Origin of the sequence: Myroides odoratimimus (genome assembly GCF_030326305.1) — a bacterium.
GTDB classification, from domain to species: Bacteria; Bacteroidota; Bacteroidia; order Flavobacteriales; family Flavobacteriaceae; genus Flavobacterium; species Flavobacterium odoratimimum_A.
In genome coordinates, this window is sequence record NZ_JACAKB010000003.1 from 102710 (window position 1) to 124062 (window position 21353).

The 21353-nt window shown below is 35.7% G+C and carries 18 protein-coding genes, 1 tRNA gene and 1 riboswitch; of the genes, 4 read left to right on the forward strand and 15 right to left on the reverse strand.

Annotated features, from left to right (window positions below; translation table 11 throughout):
- Positions 1–12 precede the first annotated feature (12 nt).
- From thiS to rplM, 7 genes are all read right to left on the reverse strand, one after another.
- Positions 13–219, reverse strand: a complete 207-nt coding sequence (gene thiS / locus HX049_RS03795; RefSeq protein WP_286414203.1) for a sulfur carrier protein ThiS — start codon at positions 217–219, stop codon at positions 13–15.
- A gap of 64 nt (positions 220–283) precedes the next feature.
- Positions 284–383: riboswitch (TPP riboswitch) on the reverse strand.
- A 98-nt stretch (positions 384–481) separates the two neighbouring features.
- Positions 482–961 (reverse strand): methyltransferase domain-containing protein, encoded by a 480-nt coding sequence (locus HX049_RS03800; protein WP_286414205.1) that lies wholly within the window; start codon positions 959–961, stop codon positions 482–484.
- A gap of 63 nt (positions 962–1024) precedes the next feature.
- Entirely contained in the window at positions 1025–2200 is a 1176-nt protein-coding gene (locus HX049_RS03805; RefSeq protein WP_286414207.1) for a dicarboxylate/amino acid:cation symporter, read from the reverse strand.
- Between the two features lie 89 nt (positions 2201–2289).
- Positions 2290–3255, reverse strand: coding sequence for a translation elongation factor Ts (tsf, locus tag HX049_RS03810; RefSeq protein ID WP_286414209.1), 966 nt, complete (start codon positions 3253–3255; stop codon positions 2290–2292).
- 103 nt (positions 3256–3358) lie between these two features.
- Positions 3359–4099 carry a 30S ribosomal protein S2 gene (rpsB, locus tag HX049_RS03815; protein ID WP_006259733.1) on the reverse strand — a complete coding sequence of 247 codons (741 nt, stop codon included), beginning with the start codon at positions 4097–4099 and terminating at the stop codon, positions 3359–3361.
- A gap of 141 nt (positions 4100–4240) precedes the next feature.
- Complete coding sequence (gene rpsI, locus HX049_RS03820; protein WP_286414211.1) at positions 4241–4627, reverse strand: 30S ribosomal protein S9; 387 nt, start codon at positions 4625–4627, stop codon at positions 4241–4243.
- Positions 4627–5082: a 50S ribosomal protein L13 gene (rplM, locus tag HX049_RS03825; RefSeq protein WP_025124595.1), complete on the reverse strand. Its 456-nt coding sequence runs from the start codon at positions 5080–5082 to the stop codon at positions 4627–4629. The genes rpsI and rplM overlap by 1 nt, the downstream gene beginning before the upstream one ends.
- A gap of 270 nt (positions 5083–5352) precedes the next feature.
- Here rplM and HX049_RS03830 point away from each other — a divergent pair, with 270 nt between their 5' ends.
- On the forward strand, positions 5353–5838 hold the full coding sequence (locus HX049_RS03830; RefSeq protein WP_286414213.1) for an immunoglobulin-like domain-containing protein: 486 nt from the start codon (positions 5353–5355) through the stop codon (positions 5836–5838).
- Between the two features lie 470 nt (positions 5839–6308).
- Here HX049_RS03830 and HX049_RS03835 read toward each other — a convergent pair whose 3' ends face one another.
- From HX049_RS03835 to polA, 3 genes are all read right to left on the reverse strand, one after another.
- Positions 6309–6872, reverse strand: coding sequence for a 1-acyl-sn-glycerol-3-phosphate acyltransferase (locus tag HX049_RS03835; protein ID WP_039328624.1), 564 nt, complete (start codon positions 6870–6872; stop codon positions 6309–6311).
- Positions 6873–7103: 231 nt separating this feature from the next.
- Entirely contained in the window at positions 7104–9347 is a 2244-nt protein-coding gene (locus HX049_RS03840; protein WP_286414214.1) for a TonB-dependent receptor, read from the reverse strand.
- 101 nt (positions 9348–9448) lie between these two features.
- Complete coding sequence (gene polA / locus HX049_RS03845) at positions 9449–12268, reverse strand: DNA polymerase I (RefSeq protein WP_286414216.1); 2820 nt, start codon at positions 12266–12268, stop codon at positions 9449–9451.
- Between the two features lie 183 nt (positions 12269–12451).
- Between polA and HX049_RS03850 the strand changes: the two genes are divergently transcribed.
- Positions 12452–13693: a metallophosphoesterase gene (locus tag HX049_RS03850; RefSeq protein ID WP_286414218.1), complete on the forward strand. Its 1242-nt coding sequence runs from the start codon at positions 12452–12454 to the stop codon at positions 13691–13693.
- Between the two features lie 68 nt (positions 13694–13761).
- Positions 13762–14055, forward strand: a complete 294-nt coding sequence (locus HX049_RS03855) for a thioredoxin family protein (RefSeq protein ID WP_006259726.1) — start codon at positions 13762–13764, stop codon at positions 14053–14055.
- Here HX049_RS03855 and HX049_RS03860 read toward each other — a convergent pair.
- The 5 genes from HX049_RS03860 to HX049_RS03880 form a co-directional block, all read right to left on the reverse strand.
- Positions 14050–14679, reverse strand: a complete 630-nt coding sequence (locus HX049_RS03860) for a polysaccharide deacetylase family protein (RefSeq protein ID WP_286414219.1) — start codon at positions 14677–14679, stop codon at positions 14050–14052. The genes HX049_RS03855 and HX049_RS03860 overlap by 6 nt on opposite strands.
- 74 nt (positions 14680–14753) lie before the next feature.
- A complete protein-coding gene (locus HX049_RS03865) occupies positions 14754–16175 on the reverse strand; it encodes an efflux transporter outer membrane subunit (RefSeq protein WP_286414220.1) in 1422 nt (473 codons plus the stop codon).
- 1 nt (position 16176) lies between these two features.
- A complete protein-coding gene (locus HX049_RS03870) occupies positions 16177–19317 on the reverse strand; it encodes an efflux RND transporter permease subunit (protein WP_286414221.1) in 3141 nt (1046 codons plus the stop codon).
- Positions 19318–19320: 3 nt separating this feature from the next.
- Complete coding sequence (locus HX049_RS03875; protein WP_286414222.1) at positions 19321–20475, reverse strand: efflux RND transporter periplasmic adaptor subunit; 1155 nt, start codon at positions 20473–20475, stop codon at positions 19321–19323.
- Between the two features lie 8 nt (positions 20476–20483).
- The gene (locus HX049_RS03880; protein ID WP_286414223.1) at positions 20484–20957 is read right to left on the reverse strand and encodes a GbsR/MarR family transcriptional regulator; all 474 of its coding nucleotides are present in this window, start codon (positions 20955–20957) and stop codon (positions 20484–20486) included.
- Positions 20958–21199: 242 nt separating this feature from the next.
- On the opposite strand from HX049_RS03880, the gene HX049_RS03885 reads away from it, so the two are divergent.
- Positions 21200–21272: transfer RNA gene (locus HX049_RS03885), tRNA-Gly, on the forward strand.
- The last annotated feature ends 81 nt before the right edge of the window (positions 21273–21353 follow it).

Here is a 21353-nt window from a genome sequence, read left to right on the forward strand (position 1 = left end):
TAACGAATGGAATCAACCGCCTTGAGTAGCTGTGATAATCAGTATGTCGTCATCTGCAGATAATAGATGTGTTGTCCAGCAGGTCTTAGAGATAACCTTCTGATTAACGGCTACTGCTATACCTCTTTGCTTAGTAGGTTGATGCATATCTAACATCTGTTGAACACTGAGTGTGTCAACGTCAAACTGTACTTTGTGATTGTTGATTTTTAGTTCCATTCCTTTTCGTTTTGATATATAACTTTAGGAATGGCTACAATAGGGTACGGTCGTACCTATCTAATGAAGTCATCTTACTTTTCCCTACGCTAGTATTAACTAGATCAGGTTCCAAGGGTGAAGTCTCAGCCTACAAAATCTTGTAGACACCCCTAAAGCTTGAGGCAAATATAGGTCTTTTTTTGAATTGTGCAAATTAGGTGTAGATATAACGGGATATAATAAAAAAAAACGCTGAGGGAATTCCTCAGCGTTTGTATACTTATATTTTTTCAGCATAAACGATATAATATCTAGGGGTAAACCATCTCAATATAGGGCGTAACCCTAGTTTTTTGATAGGGTGTGTCCACATATCTCTATCTACGATTTTGTATCCTGCTTTTTCTACTAGCCAATCTAATTGCCAAGCTTCAAATTCGTGATAATGTCTGTCTAGCATATCTGTTTTACTTCTATATGCAGTACTAAACCACAAACGCAAAGGAACAGAAATCATTACTTTAGAAGCTTTACACGATTTTAATACCGTATAAGGATTTAGTAAATGCTCTACAATTTCAAAGGCGGTTAAGACATCGTAATCTCCATTAGTTAAAGCGCTTTGATCCTCATCTAAGTCTTCTCCTATGGTGTTGGTTACTTTATACCCATCTTCTTGCATAATTTTAGAAAGAGGATTGACTACACCTAAGTCTAGTATTCTTGAGTCTTTTGAAATGTGTTTAGTGACAAATTCCATTGTCTTTTTAAATCTCTTGCTCGGATATGTTTTTTCGTACATAATTATTAATTCGCTAGAACATTATGCTTCTGTTATAGCTGTGTTTTTAGATATTCTATTTACTATGATAGCAATAGCTCCATCACCCATCACATTACACGCTGTACCGAAACTGTCCATAGCGATGTAAAGGGCTATCATTAAACTCTGTTGTTCTGTATCGAACCCTAAGATAGAGCTTAGTACTCCTAAAGAAGCCATAATAGCCCCTCCTGGTACACCAGGTGCTGCTACCATCGCTACTCCTAACATACAGATAAAACCAACCATTAGCGTAAAGTCTACAGTTTGTCCTTGTACTAACATCAATGCGATAGCACACGCCACAATTTTTAATGTACTTCCTGCTAAGTGTATTGTCGCACACAAAGGTATTGCAAATCCAGCTATTTTAGGATCTACATTATTCTTTAACGTTTGTTCTAACGTTACCGGTATGGTAGCTGCAGAAGATTGTGTTCCTAAAGCTGTGAAATAAGCAGGTAGCATATTTTTCATCAGTTTAAAGGGGTTTTGCTTACTTACCGTACCTGCTATTACGTATTGGAATACTAATACGAAGATATGTAAGATGAAGATAACTCCGATAATTTTTATAAAGGTATCTAGTACTATGAATACTTGTCCGTTATAAGTCATATTCAAGAATATACCGAAAATAAAAAGCGGTAAGAAAGGAATAATAGCCTTATTGATCAATGACATGATAATACTCTGAAAGTCGTTAAAAACACCCTCTAAGTATTTAAAATTGCCTTTAGAGATTCCTATCCCTAATATAAATGATATGATTAATGCACTCATGACATCAAACATCGCAGGCATTGCAATATTAAAATATGGTTCTAAGCTTTTAGTAGATTCTGTAACATTACCCAATTGTTCCGTAGCCAATATATTAGGGAAAGTAGTGATACTTACTCCATAAGAAATAAACCCAGCAAATAGGGTAGAACCATAAGCAATAGCTGTGGTAATGATAAGTAACTTACCTGCATTCTTACCAATATTACCAATTGCCGGAACGATTAATCCTAAAATGATAAGTGGGATAGAGAAGCCTAGAAAGCCACCGAATATACTATTAAAAGTACTGAATATTCTACCTATTGACTCTGGTAGATAGTTACCTAACACGCTACCAAGAGTGATAGCAATAATGATCTGTATTAACAGATTGTTTTTTAATAATTTCATAACAAAAATTAGTTGTGTCGGGTAAAAGTAATAAAAAAAAGCCTCAGAATTAACTGAGGCTTTTATAAATATTGCTAAAAGGTTATTGATTAACCTAAAGAAGCTCTTTTGAATCCAGTGATTTCTACGTTGAAACCTTTTACATAATCAGAAACTTTTTTAGACTCATCTTTAATAAAGTTTTGGTCTAATAAAGCTTTCTCTTGGTCTAAAGTAGTGTTGTCACTGATGAAACGTTGGATTTTACCTGGTAAGATTCTATCCCAAATGTTTTCTGGTTTACCTTCAGCTTTTAATTCAGCTTTAGCATCTTCTTCCGCTTGTTTTAATACTTCTTCAGTAAGTTGAGCGTAAGAAATATATTGAGGTACATTTTTAAGAGTTTTTCCTAAACGTACTAATTCTTCGTTTTCTTTTACGATAACTGCGATACGAGCCTCAGTTTCTTTAGCAACGAATTCTGGGTCAAAATCTTTGTAAGATAATGTTTCAGCACCCATTGAAGCAACTTGCATAGATACGTCTTTAGCAATCTCGTCAGCTTTAGCAACAGCTTCAGATAAAGCAGTGATAGCAGCGATTTTGTTTCCGTGAACGTAAGAACCAATGAAAGCACCTTCTAATATTTCGAAAGAACCGATCTCGATTTTCTCACCGATAACTCCAGTTTGCTCAACACATTTTTCAGCAACAGTCATTGTAGCATCAAATGGAGAAGCTAAGAATTCTTCTTTTGTATTGAAGTTGATTGCTTTTTCAGCTAATTCTTTTGCTAAAGCTTGGAATCCTTCGTTTTTACCTACGAAGTCAGTCTCACAGTTTAATGTGATAACAACACCTCTAGTTTTGTCTGCATTAACTAAAGCTACAGCAGCCCCCTCGCTTGACTCACGGTCAGAACGGTTAGCAGCAACTTTTTGTCCTTTTTTACGTAGAACTTCGATAGCTTTATCGAAATCTCCTTCAGCCTCAACTAAAGCTTTTTTACAGTCCATCATTCCGGCACCTGTTTGTTGTCTTAGTTTGTTTACTTCTGCAGCAGTAATATTTGCCATTTTAAAAGAGTATTAATGAGTTAATAAAAAAAAGTCGTTATGGACAGTTGTATACAAAGGTAGACATCTATCAGCATAACGACTTTATGATATTGTTAAAAAATTATGCCTTAGCAGCAGGAGCTTCTACTTTAGTAGCCTCTTCTTTTTCAGACTTTCTTTCTGCATTACCTTCGATAATAGCAGAAGTCACTAATGATAAAATTTTATCGATTGATTTAGAAGCATCATCGTTTGCTGGAATAACAAAATCTACTTGACGTGGGTCAGAGTTTGTATCAACCATAGCGAAGATCGGAATGTTTAATTTTTGAGCTTCTTTTATCGCAATGTGTTCAGCTTTAATATCTACAACAAATAGAGCTGCTGGTAGACGAGTCATGTCAGCAATAGAACCTAAGTTTTTCTCTAATTTTGCACGAAGACGTTCAACTTGTAAACGCTCTTTCTTAGAAAGAGTCATAAATGTACCGTCTTTTTTCATTCTATCGATTGAAGCCATTTTTTTAACAGCTTTACGGATAGTAACGAAGTTTGTTAACATACCACCTGGCCATCTTTCAGTGATGTAAGGCATGTTAGCAGCAGCTGCTTTTTCAGCTACGATGTCTTTCGCTTGCTTTTTAGTTGCAACGAAAAGGATTTTTCTTCCTGATGCAGCGATTTTTTTCAAAGCTTCATTAGCTTCTTCTATTTTAGCTGCAGTTTTATATAGATTGATAATGTGAATACCATTACGCTCCATATAGATATAAGGAGCCATGTTTGGATCCCATTTTCTAGTCATGTGTCCGAAATGAACACCTGCTTCTAGTAAATCTTTTACTTCTACTTTGTTTGCCATTTTCTAATAGTTTACGTTCTGTTACTTTAGCAATAATCGAGTAGCAATAAATTGGTCTCAATTATTTAGATGCTAAACTACCTCTTACAGCATGTTGTAAGTGGGGCAACAAAAACCCAGATTTTTAATAATAAATAAATATTAACGTTTAGAGAATTGGAATCTCTTACGAGCTTTCTTCTGACCGAATTTCTTACGCTCTACCATACGAGGGTCACGAGTCAATAATCCTTCTGGTTTAAGAACTGCTCTGTTCTCAACATCAAGTTCACACATTGCTCTAGCGATAGCCATACGCACTGCTTCAGCTTGACCTGTTGTTCCTCCACCGTATACATTTACTTTTACGTCAAAGTTCTCAGCGTTCTCAGTCATTGTAAGAGGCTGTAATACTTTGTACTGTAATGTACCAGTTGGGAAATAAGTTTTAAAATCTTTTTTGTTAACTGTGATATTTCCTGTTCCTTCTGAAACGTAAACACGAGCAACAGCGGTTTTTCTTCTACCGATTTTGTGAATAACTCCCATTACTTAATTTCGTTTAAATTAACGGCCTTAGGTTGTTGAGCTTCATGTTTGTGCTCAGAACCTACATTAACATTTAAATTACGGAATAATTGTGCTCCTAATTTGTTTTTAGGCAACATTCCTTTTACTGCTTTCTCGATTAATAATGCAGGGTTTTTTTGTTGCATTACTTTAGCAGTTAATGATCTTTGTCCTCCTGGGTAACCTGTGTGACGGATGTAAGTCTTGTCATCTAATTTGTTACCTGTTAGGTTGATTTTCTCTGCGTTGATAACGATTACGTTGTCTCCACAGTCTACGTGCGGTGTGTAATTTGTTTTGTGCTTACCTCTTAAAAGTACTGCAACTTTAGAAGCAAGACGTCCCAAATTTTGACCTTCAGCGTCAACAATTAACCACTCTTTTTGAGCAGTTGCTTTGTTAGCCGATACTGTCTTGTAGCTTAAACTTTCCACAATAAATTTGTATTTAATTAAACATTCCATTCCCAATTAAGGGAGTGCAAAAGTACAATTATTTCTGTACTTTACAAATTTCTACTCCCTTTTTTAGAAAATATTGGCGCTCAATTGTTTGACTAACAATTGTATCGCTCCTCTCTTTACGATATCCAATACCTGATTTAAGACCGTAATTTTTGCAACTTGTTTATAAACCTAAATTCATTGATTTGTTTAATTATAAATCGTTTGTTTTGAGTAATTTAGTGCTTAAAAATAAAAGGGATGAACAAAAAGATCACAATACCTCTAATGGTTGCATTAGCTTTGATCATGGCTGGGTGCCCACAAAAGAAAGAGCTCATAGTACAAGAAGAGATAATCGATGAAGTCATTACCGAAGTTCCTAAGGCGAAAGAGTCTTTAGATAGTATCAGTAATGAAATAGCATTAACATTAGAGCGAGTGGCTTATATTAATGTGCCTAAAACAGTTCACCTCACCATAACGAATCAATCATTGGTAGAAGTGAGTACTGGCTCTGACTATTCTATCTACGTTCTAAAAGGAGAGTCTTGGGAAGTGATGGATATGGAAGGGATTGGTTTTGATAGAATGATTCATCCTATTGGACCTGACGAAGGAGTCGGTTTTGATATAGACTTGTTCACTAAAGAACTAAAATATGATAAAGGGACTTATAAGATTGTAAAACAACTAGCCACTGATAATGGCAGCTTTAGTAAGGAAGTAGAGTTTGTGATTATGTAGAGTTAAAAGGAAGTTCTATCAGTATAAAAATATATTTGTTTTTTATAAGAGAAGTGTGTTTCTGTGATAGAGTGACTTATTTGAATTATGTGTTTTAGTCTAACGATAAACCTATTAGATGGTTGTCTTTATACTAAATAATATGAGAAATTTATCAAGGTAGATTTATAACCTAGCGCAGTAGATATCAGATTTGTTTGATTAGTGATTTTACTTCAGTTACCTCTTACTGTTGTTAGAGTAGGAGTGCGCTTTAGGTTGATGTGAGTCCGTAATGAGTCCGTTATGAATGCGTATTGGCTCCGATATATCAATTAGAATAACGGAGTCAATACGGATTTAATGTTGAAATAATAAGGTCGTATGTCGAGTCTATTTGCTATCGAAGTGATAGCAGAGTGATAGAAGAGGAGAGATGTCTAAAAGTTTTAGAATGTTCTTCTAGGACTCTGTTCTACCTTTAATATTGTTTAGTATAATTTGGAATTGTAGTTCTCAGGATACTTTGCCATCTCTGCATTATAGTGAGGGCCGATTTCGTCTAGTACTTGTTCAAATGTTTTATCTTCAACGTGAACAAGTTTAATGATGCCACATTCTTTCTTTTTATAATCTGCATATCCTAATACGATAGGCACATTTGCAGATTTGGCAATGTGGTAAAATCCTTGTTTCCATTGATCAGAATAACCACGTGTGCCTTCTGGTGTATTAATGATAGCGATGTCATCGGTAGTGTTAATGACATTGACTGCGTATTCTACTAGATTTTGTCTTTTGGTTCTATCTACACCGATGCAGCCAAGTGCTTTAAAGAAAAAGCCAAACCAAGCCTTAGTATAATAATCTTTTATAAACATGCGTATAGGTACTCCCATAATCCAGAAGCAGGCTAACGCGTAGTAGAAGTCCCAGTTAGAAGTATGAGGAACACAGATTAGCACAGTCTTCCTTTCTTTTTTTGGGTCAAAGTTATTAGGAGCGTACTTCCATCCCGTGATTCCTAACATTATTTTGCCTAGTAACTTTTTCATCTTGTTGTTTATTTAGAAATATTGACAAAGATAGAATAAATCAATTACGTATTATATAGGTTGTGTTTTTTAAGAAATAAGTGTGATTTTTAGTATATTTTTTGGTTTTACGATTATCTTTTGATGATAACTAATTAGTGCTGTCATCGGCTTCATACTATAGACTGGTAGCTATACATTTAATTATAGTATAAAAAATGGCCATATAAATCTATATGACCATTAGGTATTCTAAAATGAGTATGAATATGTAAGAGTGAATGTTCTGCCTCTACCATTATAATCAAATAAAGCAGGTAGGTTGTAAACAGAGTATAACGTTTGTGACCTTTTACTCCAAATGCTTTGATAATCTGTATTAAATAAGTTTTGGATCCCTAAGTTTAAATTTCCGATAGGCAATCTATACCCCACCATTAAATCTGAGGTATTGTATGCCTTTATTGTATTATTTGCCTCATCAGTTAATTTTAGGCTTTGTGTACTTTGCAATCTGAATGACCAATTGTTATAAGTATAGCCTGTGTAGCCAACTAGCTTAGATGGGCTAGCTGTAGTGATGTCTTGTTTAGTCCAGTCATCATCTTGTTTTACTTCAGAAGTGATGATTAAGGTATTGGTACCTATATAAAATCCATTGTTGGTATAAGACAATTCGGCTTCAATTCCCATATTTCTTAATTTCTGGTCTAATAGCAGAACTTGAAAGGTCTTTCTGTCTACAGCTAGATTTTTATCTGATTGGCTTATAAAACCTGATATCTGTCCTTTAAAACCATTGTCAGTTTTAAAGCGATATCCCAACTCGAACTGGTTTGTTTTTAATCCATTTAGGGGTTGATCTTTTACATTAAGGCTAGATTGTAAATCCCAGTTCTGTGTTGCTTCATTGAGCTTGTAGTTTCCGTAACCATAATATTTAGCTGGATCAGCTAAGCTAACTCCTTGTGAGAAAGTAGCCCATATCTGTTGATTAGTTGTAGGCTTATACAATATCCCAAAATTAGTTGTGGTCATATTATATGAACTTTTGCCACCAGGTATTATATCAGCTGATTTGCCATAGCCCATATGTACTTGTGTATTCTGTACAGAACCGATGATATCGTCTACTTTGACATTTATATTTTGGAATCTGATTCCTCCTGATAACTGTAGTTGATTAGTAATGTTATATATGGCTTGAGCATAACCTGCAACGCTGAATGAGTTGTTCGTTGGGTATCTAGGGATGGTGAAGTCTGTTTTGTTTATTAGTCCGCCACTTTCTAAGGATTTAGCGTGATTAAATACATTTTGTTTACCTTCAAATTTCTCAAAGTCAAAATCAACCCCATAGGTGAATTTTAAGAAGTTAAGATCTTTAGTTAAGACAGCTTTGATACCTGTGTATTTGGTATTTTGCTGTGAAGCAGACATATATGTTCTTTTTTCGTTAGGCAGGTTTATAGTTCCAGGAAAAGGGTAAAAGGTAAGGTTCTCTGATCTATGAGCGACTTGGATATATAGATCTTGGCCTCCTAATATATTGTTGCCATTGTAACTGACAGAAGTCATGAAGCGTTCTGTACCAGGTTTGTGATCAGTGTAAAAACCTTTGCGCATACCTATTTGACTTTGGTCAGCGTTGGTAAAAGCGCCTAGATTATCTCCTAAATATGCACTTGTCTCTCCTTGAAAGTTAGAGTTATAGTACTGTACTAAGGCTGTAATCTGATGATGATCATTAATGCTATAGGTACCTGTAGCCATTAGATCTAGTGATCTATTGTACTGTAAATCAGTTTGGGCAATGTCTGCCATAATTTGATCTCTATTCGCATCATAAGTAGCACCGTTATCTTGAAGTGCAGCAGAAATGCGAGTCGAAAGTTTATCATTTTTATAGTTAATCGATTGCGCTATTCTTAAGTCTCTATCCTTAGCTCCTGCTAATCCACTACGAGCAGAGATTTCAGAGTCTCCTGTCCAACCATGTTGTTGAGCCTGTTTTGTGATGATATTGACAATCCCTCCAGTAGCATTACCTCCGTAAATAGAACTTGCTCCTGAAAGCACTTCGATCTTCGCTATATTAAAAGGGTCAATGGCGTCTAACTGTCTGCTTATGCTTCTTAAGCTATTCAGAGATACCCCATCTATCATTACCAGCATAGATCTACCTCTCATATTCTGTCCATAATTAGAACGACCTTGACTGCCAATGTCTAATCCTGGAACGAGTATGGCTAGCATCTCTTTTAACGGGACTCCATTTTTATATTGCTGTTGAATTTGTTGTGGTTGGATAACCCATACAGTTCCTGGTATATCAGATATCTTAGTGGGTTTTCTATTAGCGACGATGACAATGTCTTCTAGCGAACTACTGATTGTATCAAGTGGGGTTGTGACCTCCCTTGTAGTGTTTAAGTCTTGTGCGTAAGTAGTTGCACAAGCTAATAAGGAAATAAATAGAATACTTTTAGCGCCCATAAGATTGAATTTATAATGTTATCGCAAAAGTAATAAAGAATAAGTCTAAATAAAAAAGCTATTCAAAAGAATGAATAGCTTTTATGTAATAAAATATTTGATTAATGTGCTTCTAGCCAGTTATCACCGGTGCCTAGATCTACTATTAGTGGTACATCTAGTTTATAAGCGTTTTCCATTTCAGATTTGACCATGGTCTTCAGTGCATCAAGTTCTTCTTTATGAGCATCAAAGACAAGCTCATCGTGTACTTGTAGTAGCATCTTAGATTTCCAATTCTCAGCAGTCAACTTCTTGTTGATATTGATCATTGCTATCTTTATAATGTCTGCCGCACTACCTTGGATAGGAGCATTGACAGCGTTACGCTCAGCTGCACCTTTCACGACAGCATTATGAGAGTGAATGTCCTTTAGATATCTTCTACGACCTAAGATAGTCTGTACATATCCATGCTCACGAGCGAAATCTATCTGAGTAGCGATATAGCTCTTCAGTTTAGGATAGGTAGCATAGTAAGCATCGATTAGCTCCTTGCTCTCTGCGCGAGATAGATTAGTCTGATTACTTAGTCCGAAAGCAGATACTCCATAGATAATACCGAAGTTAACAGTCTTGGCATGACTACGTTGTTCTTTAGTTACTTCCTCTAATGGTACATTGAATACCTTAGCAGCAGTAGAACGGTGAATATCCTCTCCACGTTGGAATGATTCTAGCATATTAGGCTCTTGGCTTAGTGCTGCTATGATACGCAGTTCTATCTGAGAGTAATCGGCTGCTAGTAAAACGTAGTTCTCATCACGTGCTACAAAGGCTTTTCTTACCTGGCGACCTCTCTCTGTACGAATAGGAATATTCTGTAAGTTAGGATTGTTAGAACTAAGGCGACCTGTAGCAGCTACAGCTTGCATATATTCTGTATGTATGCGATTTGTTTTTATATTTACTTGATCAGGTAGTGCATCTACATAAGTATTCTGTAGTTTTACTAACTGTCTCCATTCTAATATGTCTCGTACTATCTCGTGTTTAGGCGCTAAATCACTTAATATTTCTTCTCCAGTAGCGTATTGGCCTGTTTTTGTTTTCTTAGGTTTGGCACCTCCTATTTGAAGTTTTTCAAATAGAATATCGCCTAATTGTTTTGGAGACGCCAAGTTAAATTCTTCTCCAGCCTCTAAGAATATACGTTGTTCTAGTAGCTTAATGTCAGTAGATAAGGTATCAGATAAGGATTTTAGATATTCAGTATCTAAGCGTATACCTTCTGTTTCCATATCTGCTAACACATTAACTAGAGGTATTTCGATATTGTCAAATAACTCTTGTGTATGTGTAGCAACTAATTGAGGAGCGAAAGCCTCTTTTAGTTGATAAGTAATATCTGCATCTTCTCCTGCGTATTCTTTGACTAATTCGGCTTCTATGTCACGCATAGTCTTTTGATTCTTTCCTTTTTTACCGATTAGTTCTTCGATAGGTTGCGGTGTATATTTAAGATAAGTCTCTGCTAATACGTCCATATTATGGCGCATATCAGGATTAATTAAATAATGTGCAATCATCGTGTCAAACAGAGGACCTTTTACTACAATGTCATATTGTTTTAGAATCTTGATGTCGTATTTAAGGTTTTGTCCTATTTTTTCAATACTTTCAGATTCAAAGAAAGGAGCGAATTGCTGTGCAAGAGCCTTTGCTTCGTCTTGGTTCTCTGGGAAAGGTACGTAGAATGCTGTCCCTTTCTCAAAAGAGAAAGCAATACCTACTAACTCTGCTGTAAAAGGGTCTAGGCCTGTAGTCTCTGTGTCAAAGCAGACTGACTTTTGGTTTAGTAAATTTTGGATTAATAAACGGATAGCCATACCGCTATTACACAGTTGGTATACGTGATTAGTTGTATTTAGATTACCAAAATAAGCTTCAGTAGAAGAAGAGGTATTACTCGAATCATCTCCAAAAAGAGAGAATTGCTCATCAGCTCCACTGTTAGTTGTAGCAGTAGCTGCTGGGGTAGGGATAGCCTCTTTTCCTTTGTTGAATAGTTTATCGAACTGCTCTTTCATTCTTCTAAACTCCAATTCAATAAACAACGCTTCTGATTTCTCTATATCAGGACATTCTAGTACATAGTCTTTTTCATTGAATTGTACAGGGCAGTCTAGGATGATAGTAGCCAGTTTTTTAGAAAGTAATCCTTTTTCTTTATTTGCTTCTATATTCTCTTTCATTTTACCTTTTAGCTCATGTGTATTGGCTAATAGGTTTTCCATAGAACCATATTGCTTGATAAATTTCTTAGCTGTTTTTTCTCCTACACCTGGTAATCCAGGGATGTTGTCCACTGCATCTCCCATCATTCCTAAGAAGTCTATCACTTGTTCTGGATGGTCTACTTCGAATTTCTCTTTTACTTGGTCTACTCCCCATATTTCGATACCATTTCCCATACGAGCTGGTCTATACATAAAGATATTCTCAGATACTAACTGAGCATAATCCTTATCAGGAGTTACCATATATACTTCGAAGCCTTCTTTCTCTGCTTGTTTAGACAATGTTCCGATAAGGTCATCAGCTTCGAATCCGCTAACTTCTACGATAGGGATATGCATAGCTTCTAAGATTTGCTTAATATACGGAACAGCTATTTTGATGGCTTCAGGAGTCTCATCTCTATTAGCCTTATATTCTGGAAATAATTCTAGTCTCAAATCACTACCACCTCTGTCAAAAGCAACAGCTAGGTGATCAGGAGATTCTCTTTTTATAACGTCTATTAGTGAGTTCATAAATCCTAGAATAGCAGAGGTATCAAGACCTTTAGAGTTAATTCTAGGATTTTTTATAAATGCGTAGTATCCTCTAAATATTAAAGCATAAGCATCTAGTAAGAAAAGACGATTTTTATTAGCCATCTATAATGTGGTTTTTTATTAAGGGTAATTATTTATAAGCTCAAAGATAATGAATTTGTAGTAGGACTTAGGAGAGAACCAAAGTTTTGTGATTTAGATGTTTGATAAATATCATTAAATATTGTTAAAGATACTTTGAAAGCATTTGGAAAAAATTAAATTTGTTATTTATAGATTATTGAAATGGGGAGATTTATAGTATTACTGTTAGTATTTATTATAATAGAGTTTTATTGTTTCCAGGCCGTTCGTCAAGTGACGAAAAATAAACTAATGAGATGGGGTTATATAGTAGTATCTTTATTAGGTATTATGTATATTATATACGGTTTTTCACAGTTTGATCGCAATCACGCTAGGAATCATCAGTCATTAGTGGCAGGGGCTTTAGTTATCTTATTCTATTTGCCAAAAGCGATTATTACTATATTACTAATTACTGAGGATGTAGTAAGAATAGGTAGAGGTATTTGGAATTATAGTAAAGGAATTAAGATCAAGAAAGAAGATAAAGAATCTTTCGTGCCAGGGCGAAGAAAGTTTGTATCTCATCTTGCTTTTGGGATAGCGTCTATTCCTTTTATCTCTGTGCTACACGGTATCACGATAGGGAGATATAAATTTGAAGTTAGAAAGAGTATTTTAGAATTTGAAGATTTGCCTGAGGCATTTGATGGTTTTAAGTTTACGCATATTTCAGATATACACAGTGGAAGTTTTGACAATGAAGAGAAGATTAGATACGCAGTAGAGTTGATTAATAGTCAAGAATCAGATGCACTTTTATTTACCGGGGACTTAGTGAATAGCTTAGCAGATGAAATGCTTCCGTGGTATGATGTGTTTAATAAGATACGCCATTATAAATATGGTAAATACTCTATATTAGGAAATCATGATTATGGAGACTATGCACACTGGGACACAGAGGAAGAGAGACAAAAGAACTTTAAGGGTATCTGTGATATCAGTCCAAAGCTTGGATTTAGGTTATTGAGAAATGAGCATGTGTGGTTTGAGAAAGATGGTCAGCGCATAGCGGTAGTAGGAGTAGAGAACTGGGGAGTACGCGGACACTTTCAGAAACTAGGAGATTTAGATAAGTCTACAGAAGGAGTGAGTTCTAAAGACTTTAAGATATTAATGAGTCATGATCCATCACACTGGGAAGCTAAAATATTAGAACACAAAAAGAATTTTCAGTTGACTCTAGCAGGTCATACACATGGTAGTCAATTCGGTATAGAGATACCTGGATTTATAAAATGGAGCCCTATACAGTACGTGTATAAGCAGTGGGCAGGGCTTTATGAGAAGATGGGGAAATATATTTATGTAAATAGAGGGTTTGGATATCATGCTTATCAAGGGCGTACAGGTATCTGGCCAGAGATCACAGTTATAGAATTAAGGCGAAAAAAGTAAAGAATATTGCTAAAAAGTAATATTTTTGTATATTAAAAGAAGTTTATAGTAAAGTTAATTTATATTATATGTCAAAATTCGGAGAGTTAGTAACAGCAGATGTTCCTGTTTTAATCCACTTTTATGCACAGTGGAACGAAGCATGTACTACTATGAATCCTGTCTTAATCGATGTGGCTGCAGCCATGGGGGATAGGTTGCGTATAGTAAAAATAGATGTTGAGAAAAATGGTGAATTAGTAGAGGCTTTAAGAATAAAGCAAGTACCTACTATGATGCTGTATAAAAGAGGTAGTATGATCTGGCGCCAAAGTGGTGTTATGGATGCAAACTCTCTTATCAATGTTACCAAGACGCTATAACGTAGAGAAGGTATACCCTTTAGATAATAAGTAGTCGATAGTCTTAGGTAAGGCATAGTATAAATTATGGCTGGCTTTGATACTATCATGAAATACAATAATACTTCCAGGAGCCATATTCTCTATGGCTCTTTTATAACATTCTTCAGGAGAGGTTTTCTTATCATAATCTTTGGTAAGATGTGACCACATGATGATCTCATATCCTTCTGATATTATCTGTTTAGCTTGTTGCTTCTTTATTTTACCATAAGGTGGTCTGAATAGTCGTGTTCTGTTCTCAAAGCTAGTGTGTTTAGACATTTCTTCCGTTGATAAGCAGAAGTTATTCAGATATACTTCATTTGTGTTTTTCCATCCATTTAAGTGATTAAAAGTATGATTTCCTACCTGATGGCCTTCTTGTAAGATTCTATGGAATATAGTAGGGTGTTTTCTCACATTATCACCTATGCAGAAGAATGTAGCTTTTACCTGATACTGCTTCAGTATATCTAATACCCATTCTGTGACTTCGGGTATAGGGCCATCGTCAAAAGTTAAGTAAATACACTTTTGATTATCTGGTCTTCTCCAAGTGTATTTTGGAAAAAGAAGTGGCAGAAGTAGCTTAGATATATTCATAAGTCAAATGTATAAAAAAAGAGTAGTTAACTAAATAACTACTCTCTTTTAATGAATAACAATTAACTATAAAATTATTTTATACCACCTCCAACAGCTCTATAAAGCTGTACGATAGAGGTAAGTTGTGCTAATTCTGTATTAATGTAACTTAATTCTGCAGCAAGTGCACTTTCTCTAGCTGTTAATACATCTAGGTAGTTAGCCATACCTTGTACTAATAACTCTTCTGAGTATTCAGTAGCTAGGTTATATGCTTCGTATTCTTGCTTTTTAAGTTTTAACTTATCTGAAGAACTGTGGTAAGTATATAATGCATCAGAAACTTCTTTTGACGCATTAAGAATAGATAGTTTATAACTTAAATATGCAGATTCTTGTTTTGCTTTAGCTACTTCATGTGCTGTTCTAACTTTTCTACCATTTAATAAAGGTTGAGTTAAACCACCGATGAAGTTTGCAAATAGAGAACTTGTGTTGAATAAGTTATCAAAATCCATACTTTGTAATCCACCATTCGCTGTAAGTCTGAAAGATGGATAGAAGTTCGCTCTAGAAACATTAGTCATTTCAAAAGCGTTAATTAATCCATACTCAGCAGCTCTTACATCAGGTCTATTGCTTAATAATTGAAGTGGAACACCAACAGAAAGGTCTGCATTAAGTTTTTGACTCTTAAGTTCTCCTCTAGTGATAGTACCAGGATTATTCCCTAATAGAATACTGAATGCGTTCTCTGTTAGTTTGATATTGTTTTCAAGATCAACTAAAAGAGCTTTTGCATTGAACAATTGTGCTTGAGTTTGCTTAACAGCTACCTCATTCACTTGTCCAGATTCTTTTAAAGCTTCAATCGTTTCTAAACTGTTAGTTCTGTTAACGATAGTCTGCTCTGTCACACGTTTTTGTTCATCTAAAGCTACTAGTTGAAAATACGTTGTAGCGATACTAGAGATTAACTGAGTTTTTACAGCTTGGTGAGCAGAAAGAGTTTGTAAGTAGCTAGCACCTGCAGCTCTTTTATCACTTCTGATTTTACCCCATACATCTAGTTCCCAAGAGAACTGACCTGTTAAGTCATATTGATCTGTTTTTATACGGTCATTAGATCCATTAGCAGCCATCATGCGTCCCATCTGTGTGTTTTTAGACATGATAGTGTGAGTATAGTTTGCACCTAGGTTTAATGTAGGAGCGTATCCCCATTTACCTTGTTGCATATAAGCATGAGCAGCATTGATATTCTCTAATGCGATTCTGATATCTAAGTTGTTCTCTAATCCGTGTTCAATATATTGAATAAGCGTTTGATCAGAGAATAGCTCTTTCCATGACATATTTGCCATAGAAAGAGTATCTTGAGATATGTTATCAGTACGGAATTGCGCTTCGTTAGTTACTTCAGGTCTTTCGTAATTTTTAGATACGATACAAGACTGCATAGTAACAGCTAAAACAGCAATAGGTAAAGCTCTATATAAAGTTTGTTTTTTCATATTATTCTGACTTGTGCTCTACGAATTTAATCGGTTTAATTTTTTCTTGTATGTACTGGAAGATAGCATATAGTACTGGGATTACGAATACTCCAAGTATAGTACCAATCAATAGACCAAATGCTGCACCAGTACCGATAGATCTGTTACCTACATCTCCAACACCTTTAGCGAATACTAATGGCATCATACCCAAGATAAAGGCAAAAGAAGTCATTAAGATCGGTCTTAGACGAGCTTTAGCACCGTTGATTGCAGATTCTGCTATCGACTCTCCATGTTGACGTCTCTGTAAAGCGAACTCCACAATAAGAATAGCATTCTTAGCAAGAAGCCCGACCAGCATGACTAGTGCAATCTGGAAGTAGATGTTGTTTTCTAATCCTGCATATTTCTGTGCGATGAATGCTCCCATGATACCAGTAGGTAATGATAAGATTACAGCTAATGGTAATAAGTAACTTTCATACTGAGCAGATAATAAGAAGTAAACGAAAATAATACATAAAGCAAAGATCATTACAGTTTGGTTACCAGAGCTAATCTCTTCACGAGATAGACCTGTAAAGTCAATTCCGTAATCTGTACTTAATGTTTGTGCAGCTACTTCTTGAACCGCTTTAATAGCGTCCCCAGAACTATAACCTGGCTTAGGAGCTCCTGTAATATTCGAAGATGTAAATAAGTTGTAACGGTTCACTGACTGTGGACCATATACTTTTTTCAAATCAACGAATTGAGTTACTGGTGTCATTTCTCCTGAAGCAGTTCTTACATAGATCTCGTTTAAACTATTCTTATCTGATCTGTACTCAGGTAAAGACTGTACCATTACACGGTATTGTTTACCAAAACGTGTAAAGTCCGCTGCATAGATTCCTCCAATATACCCTTGAAGAGCAGAGAAAATATCACTTACTAATACTCCTGATTCTTTTGCACGAGGAATATTAAGATCTAATTCATATTGAGCATAGTTCGTATTGAATGATGACTGAGCATATAAGATTTCAGGACGTTGCATTAATGCTCCTAAGTACTCTTTTGACTTTTGATCAAAGTCAGTAAGTGCACCTCCTGTTTTGTCTAATAATTTCATCTCAAAACCTGAAGACATACCGAAACCTGGTATACTTGGCGGTTGGAAGAAGATCATTCTTGCATCTTGGAACTGTGTAGCAGCGATACCAAACAGTTGACCAATAATAGCGTCAGTAGCTAACTCTGGTGTAGTTCTATCTTTAAAGTCATCTAGCTTAATCATCGCCATACCGTAGTTAGAACCTTGTCCGTTGATGAACGAGAACCCTGATACGATAGTTACTCCTTCTACTCCTGGGATTTGCTGTACTACTTTAGAGAACTGTTGTTGTAAACTCGTTACACGGTCTTGAGAAGCACCTGCAGGTAATTCGATATTACCCATGATGAATCCACGGTCTTCGTTAGGTACGAATCCACTAGGCATTGTTTTAGCAGCATAATATGTGATACCTAAACACGCAAGTAAGATTACAAACGTAGTCCATTTATGTTTTAATAAGAACTTAAATGAGTTACCATATTTGTGAGTTAATTTGTTGAAAGCAACGTTGAATGCATCAAAGAAGCGTTGAACAAAGTTTCTTTTCTTTCCTTCGTGGTGATCATGTTGTCTTAAGAATAAAGCACATAATGCTGGACTCAATGTCAAGGCGTTAACAGCTGAGATTAAGATCGCAACAATAAGTGTAATACCAAACTGCTTATAGAATACTCCCGTAGGACCTGGAATAAAGGTTACAGGTATAAATACAGCAGACATTACCAATGTAATCGAGATAATAGCACCTGAGATTTCACTCATGGTGTTTAAACTCGCTTCTTTAGCATCTTGGCCTGTCTCTTCCATCTTCGCATGCACGGCCTCTACCACTACGATGGCATCATCCACCACAATACCGATGGCCAGTACAAGAGCAAACAGTGTTAACAAGTTAATAGAGAACCCAAATACACTTAAGAAGAAGAATGTACCTACAATAGCAACTGGTACAGCGATCAAAGGAATTAACGTAGAACGGAAATCCTGTAAGAAGATATATACTACTACGAATACTAGTAAGAATGCTTCTATAAGTGTACTGATTACTTTACTAATAGATGCATCTAAGAATTCGTTCGTATCCATCAGTACTGTATAGTTAATACCATCAGGGAACGTAGTCTTCATATTCTCAAGTTCAGTATGTAAGTTCTGAATAATCTCTTGAGCGTTAGAACCTGGTGTTTGGTAGATAGCCATCGCTACTGCAGGGTGACCATCTTGCTCAGAGCTACCTACATAAGACATTGCACCTAATTCTATCTTAGCTACATCTTTTAAGTACAGAACTTGTCCATTACCCAATGACTTTACTACGATATTTTCGTATTGGTCTTGAGTTTTATATTTACCACTATATTTAATAACATATTGGAATGCCTCAGCATTATTTTCACCTAACTGACCAGCCGCAGCCTCTAAACTCTGTTCGTTTAGTACTCTTACTACATCAGAAGGAACTAATCCATAAGCTTTCATCTTAGCTGGATCAATCCAAATACGCATAGAATAGTTACGAGAACCAAATGCCGTTGCATCTCCAACACCACTTACACGTTTAAGTACAGGAATAACGTTAATATTCATGTAGTTTTGGATGTAGATAGCATCGTAGTTAGGACTTGTCGAATAGAAAGACAAGAACATTAATGCACTGGTTTGTTGTTTCTGAGTAGTAACCCCTGAACGTGTTACCTCTGCTGGTAAAAGTGGTGTAGCACGTGCCACACGGTTTTGTACGTTTACCGCAGCAATATCTGGGTCAACACCTTGTTTGAATACAACTTGTATACTAGCACTACCATCATTCGATGCTGTAGAGGTAATATAGTCCATGTTTTCAACCCCGTTCACCTGTTCTTCGATAGGAATAACTACAGATTGCATTACTGTCTCAGCATTCGCTCCAGGATATGAAGCCGCAATCTGTACAGTAGGAGGTGCAATATCAGGATATTGCGTCACTGGAAGTACTGTTAAGCCCAGTACCCCTAGTATTACTATAAGTATAGAAATAACTGTAGATAATACAGGTCTTTCAATAAATGTCTTTAACATACTTTAGAATGTTGATTTGATGTCTTCGTTAATTTTTTCAAATTTCTCTGGTACTGGAGTGATAGGTGATCCACTGCGTAGTGTACCTAATCCTGTTCCGATAATTTTTTCACCTTTTTTGACACCTTCTTTTACGATTGCCAACTTGTTGATTCTATCGATTACTTCGATCTTAGTAGCCTTAGCTGTATCGTTTGCCACAGTATATACATATACCTGACCTTGTTGTTCGAATGTAGCTGATTCAGGAACTACTAATACATTAGTATACTCATTAGGAAGTAATAATGTTCCACTATTACCATTCGATAATAATCTATTAGGGTTGTTAAAAGCAGCTCTTAACTGTACAGTTCCTGTAGTTGGATTAATCTGTCCTGAGATAGTTTCAATCTTTCCAGCTTGCTCATATATTTGTCCATTAGCTAGCTGTAATTTTACAGTAGGTAAGTGGCTTAATTTCTCTTTTAAAGACTTTCCTTCTATTTTCTCTAAGAAGTCGAAATATTCTTTTTCATTAAGAGTGAAATAAGCAAATACATCACTGTCATCAGATACCACAGTTAATGGCTGAGGATCACTTGGACTAACTAACGCTCCTTCACGGAAGTTAATTTGACCTACAATACCATCGATAGGGCTTTTAACTACAGCGTAGTCAATATTAGCAACTATACTTTTGTGTTGTGCTTTAGCATTAGCTACTTGGCTTTTTGCACTAGCTAAGTTAGCTTCAGCAGTTTCTAACTGGATTTTACTGATAATTCCTTTGTTTACTAAAGGTACCAATTTGTCAACGTTTACTTGAGCAACATTTACTTGAGCTTCAGCTGTTCTGATTGTTGCTTTAGCCGCATCAGCACTTTCGTTTAAAGTGTTAGTCTCAAGTCTAAATAGAGGTTGTCCTTTTCTAACAATAGCACCTTCGTCTACATAAACTTCTTGAATGTACCCAGCTATTTTAGCACGAACGCTACTAGCAACTTTTCCTTGAATGGTAGTAGGGTAGTTTTTATAACCTGTTACATTTTGAGTAGGTACTTCGATTACTTTGTAAGGTAATGCTTGAGGCCCCCCTTGTTGTTGATCTTTGTTTCCGCATGACGCTACAGTGATAGCGATTGCAGCGAAAGTGATCGATTGTAAATAACGTTTCATATAATTACTTAATTTGTACTTTTTAATTTTTCTATTGTATCTGCTAAATGATTTTTACTTTTTGCTAAATGATCTATATAAAGTTCTACTTTATTATTGCAATTGTCTGTTTTTAAAATGCCTTCATCAACGAATTTACGCATTTTAAGACATAATGCATGCTCGCGTTCTAATACATCTCTGATAATTTGTAATCTAAGAGTCATGTAGTTAGGATTCAGTCTGAAGTATCTCTTTCTTTCATCAATCTTGTTGAAATGTTCAATCTGATTATTTGATATTAGTAAATTTAAACTTGTAGAAACAGAGCTTTTACTTGCATTTAATTTTTCAACTAATTCATCAAAAGTCACGCCATCTCTGTTGTTATTAAACATAATATATGTATAAATCTGTGCAGTCAATGGTGAGAAGTGGTGCACCAGTTCATGGTGAGCGCAACAATCTTGGAATAAGTCTACTAAATCTTGGTCGTATTGCATTTTACTTTAATGTTTTGAGAGAGGCAAATATACGGTTAGTTTTGTATTTACCGAACCAACCAAACTTAAAAGTTTCTTAATTATTTAGATGGCGTCTATATAAAGTGTTTTTTATAGTGGATTATTTTTTGCATCTATTTGATATTATGAGAGAAAACATTTAGTTGTATAATTATTTAAAAAAAATCAACAAAAATGCTTGCGTCAAAATTAAAAATAGCATTATATTTGCATCCACAAAAGCGGAAGTAGCTCAGTTGGTAGAGCTCCAGCCTTCCAAGCTGGTTGTCGCGAGTTCGAGCCTCGTCTTCCGCTCTACAAACCTGATGTAGGTTTTAAAATAACATCGTCTGCGGAAGTAGCTCAGTTGGTAGAGCTCCAGCCTTCCAAGCTGGT

Excerpts from the sequence above, each read along its gene's own strand:
- HX049_RS03875 (WP_286414222.1), bottom strand. The coding sequence starts at position 20,475 with ATGAAACGTTATTTACAATCGATCACTTTCGCTGCAATCGCTATCACT.
- HX049_RS03860 (WP_286414219.1), bottom strand. The coding sequence starts at position 14,679 with ATGAATATATCTAAGCTACTTCTGCCACTTCTTTTTCCAAAATACACT.
- HX049_RS03830 (WP_286414213.1), top strand. The coding sequence starts at position 5,353 with ATGAACAAAAAGATCACAATACCTCTAATGGTTGCATTAGCTTTGATC.
- tsf (WP_286414209.1), bottom strand. The coding sequence starts at position 3,255 with ATGGCAAATATTACTGCTGCAGAAGTAAACAAACTAAGACAACAAACA.
- HX049_RS03835 (WP_039328624.1), bottom strand. The coding sequence starts at position 6,872 with ATGAAAAAGTTACTAGGCAAAATAATGTTAGGAATCACGGGATGGAAG.
- HX049_RS03880 (WP_286414223.1), bottom strand. The coding sequence starts at position 20,957 with ATGCAATACGACCAAGATTTAGTAGACTTATTCCAAGATTGTTGCGCT.
- HX049_RS03870 (WP_286414221.1), bottom strand. The coding sequence starts at position 19,317 with ATGTTAAAGACATTTATTGAAAGACCTGTATTATCTACAGTTATTTCT.
- rpsB (WP_006259733.1), bottom strand. The coding sequence starts at position 4,099 with ATGGCAAACAAAGTAGAAGTAAAAGATTTACTAGAAGCAGGTGTTCAT.
- HX049_RS03840 (WP_286414214.1), bottom strand. The coding sequence starts at position 9,347 with ATGGGCGCTAAAAGTATTCTATTTATTTCCTTATTAGCTTGTGCAACT.
- rpsI (WP_286414211.1), bottom strand. The coding sequence starts at position 4,627 with ATGGGAGTTATTCACAAAATCGGTAGAAGAAAAACCGCTGTTGCTCGT.
- HX049_RS03805 (WP_286414207.1), bottom strand. The coding sequence starts at position 2,200 with ATGAAATTATTAAAAAACAATCTGTTAATACAGATCATTATTGCTATC.
- thiS (WP_286414203.1), bottom strand. The coding sequence starts at position 219 with ATGGAACTAAAAATCAACAATCACAAAGTACAGTTTGACGTTGACACA.
- HX049_RS03865 (WP_286414220.1), bottom strand. The coding sequence starts at position 16,175 with ATGAAAAAACAAACTTTATATAGAGCTTTACCTATTGCTGTTTTAGCT.
- HX049_RS03800 (WP_286414205.1), bottom strand. The coding sequence starts at position 961 with ATGGAATTTGTCACTAAACACATTTCAAAAGACTCAAGAATACTAGAC.
- HX049_RS03850 (WP_286414218.1), top strand. The coding sequence starts at position 12,452 with ATGGGGAGATTTATAGTATTACTGTTAGTATTTATTATAATAGAGTTT.
- polA (WP_286414216.1), bottom strand. The coding sequence starts at position 12,268 with ATGGCTAATAAAAATCGTCTTTTCTTACTAGATGCTTATGCTTTAATA.
- HX049_RS03855 (WP_006259726.1), top strand. The coding sequence starts at position 13,762 with ATGTCAAAATTCGGAGAGTTAGTAACAGCAGATGTTCCTGTTTTAATC.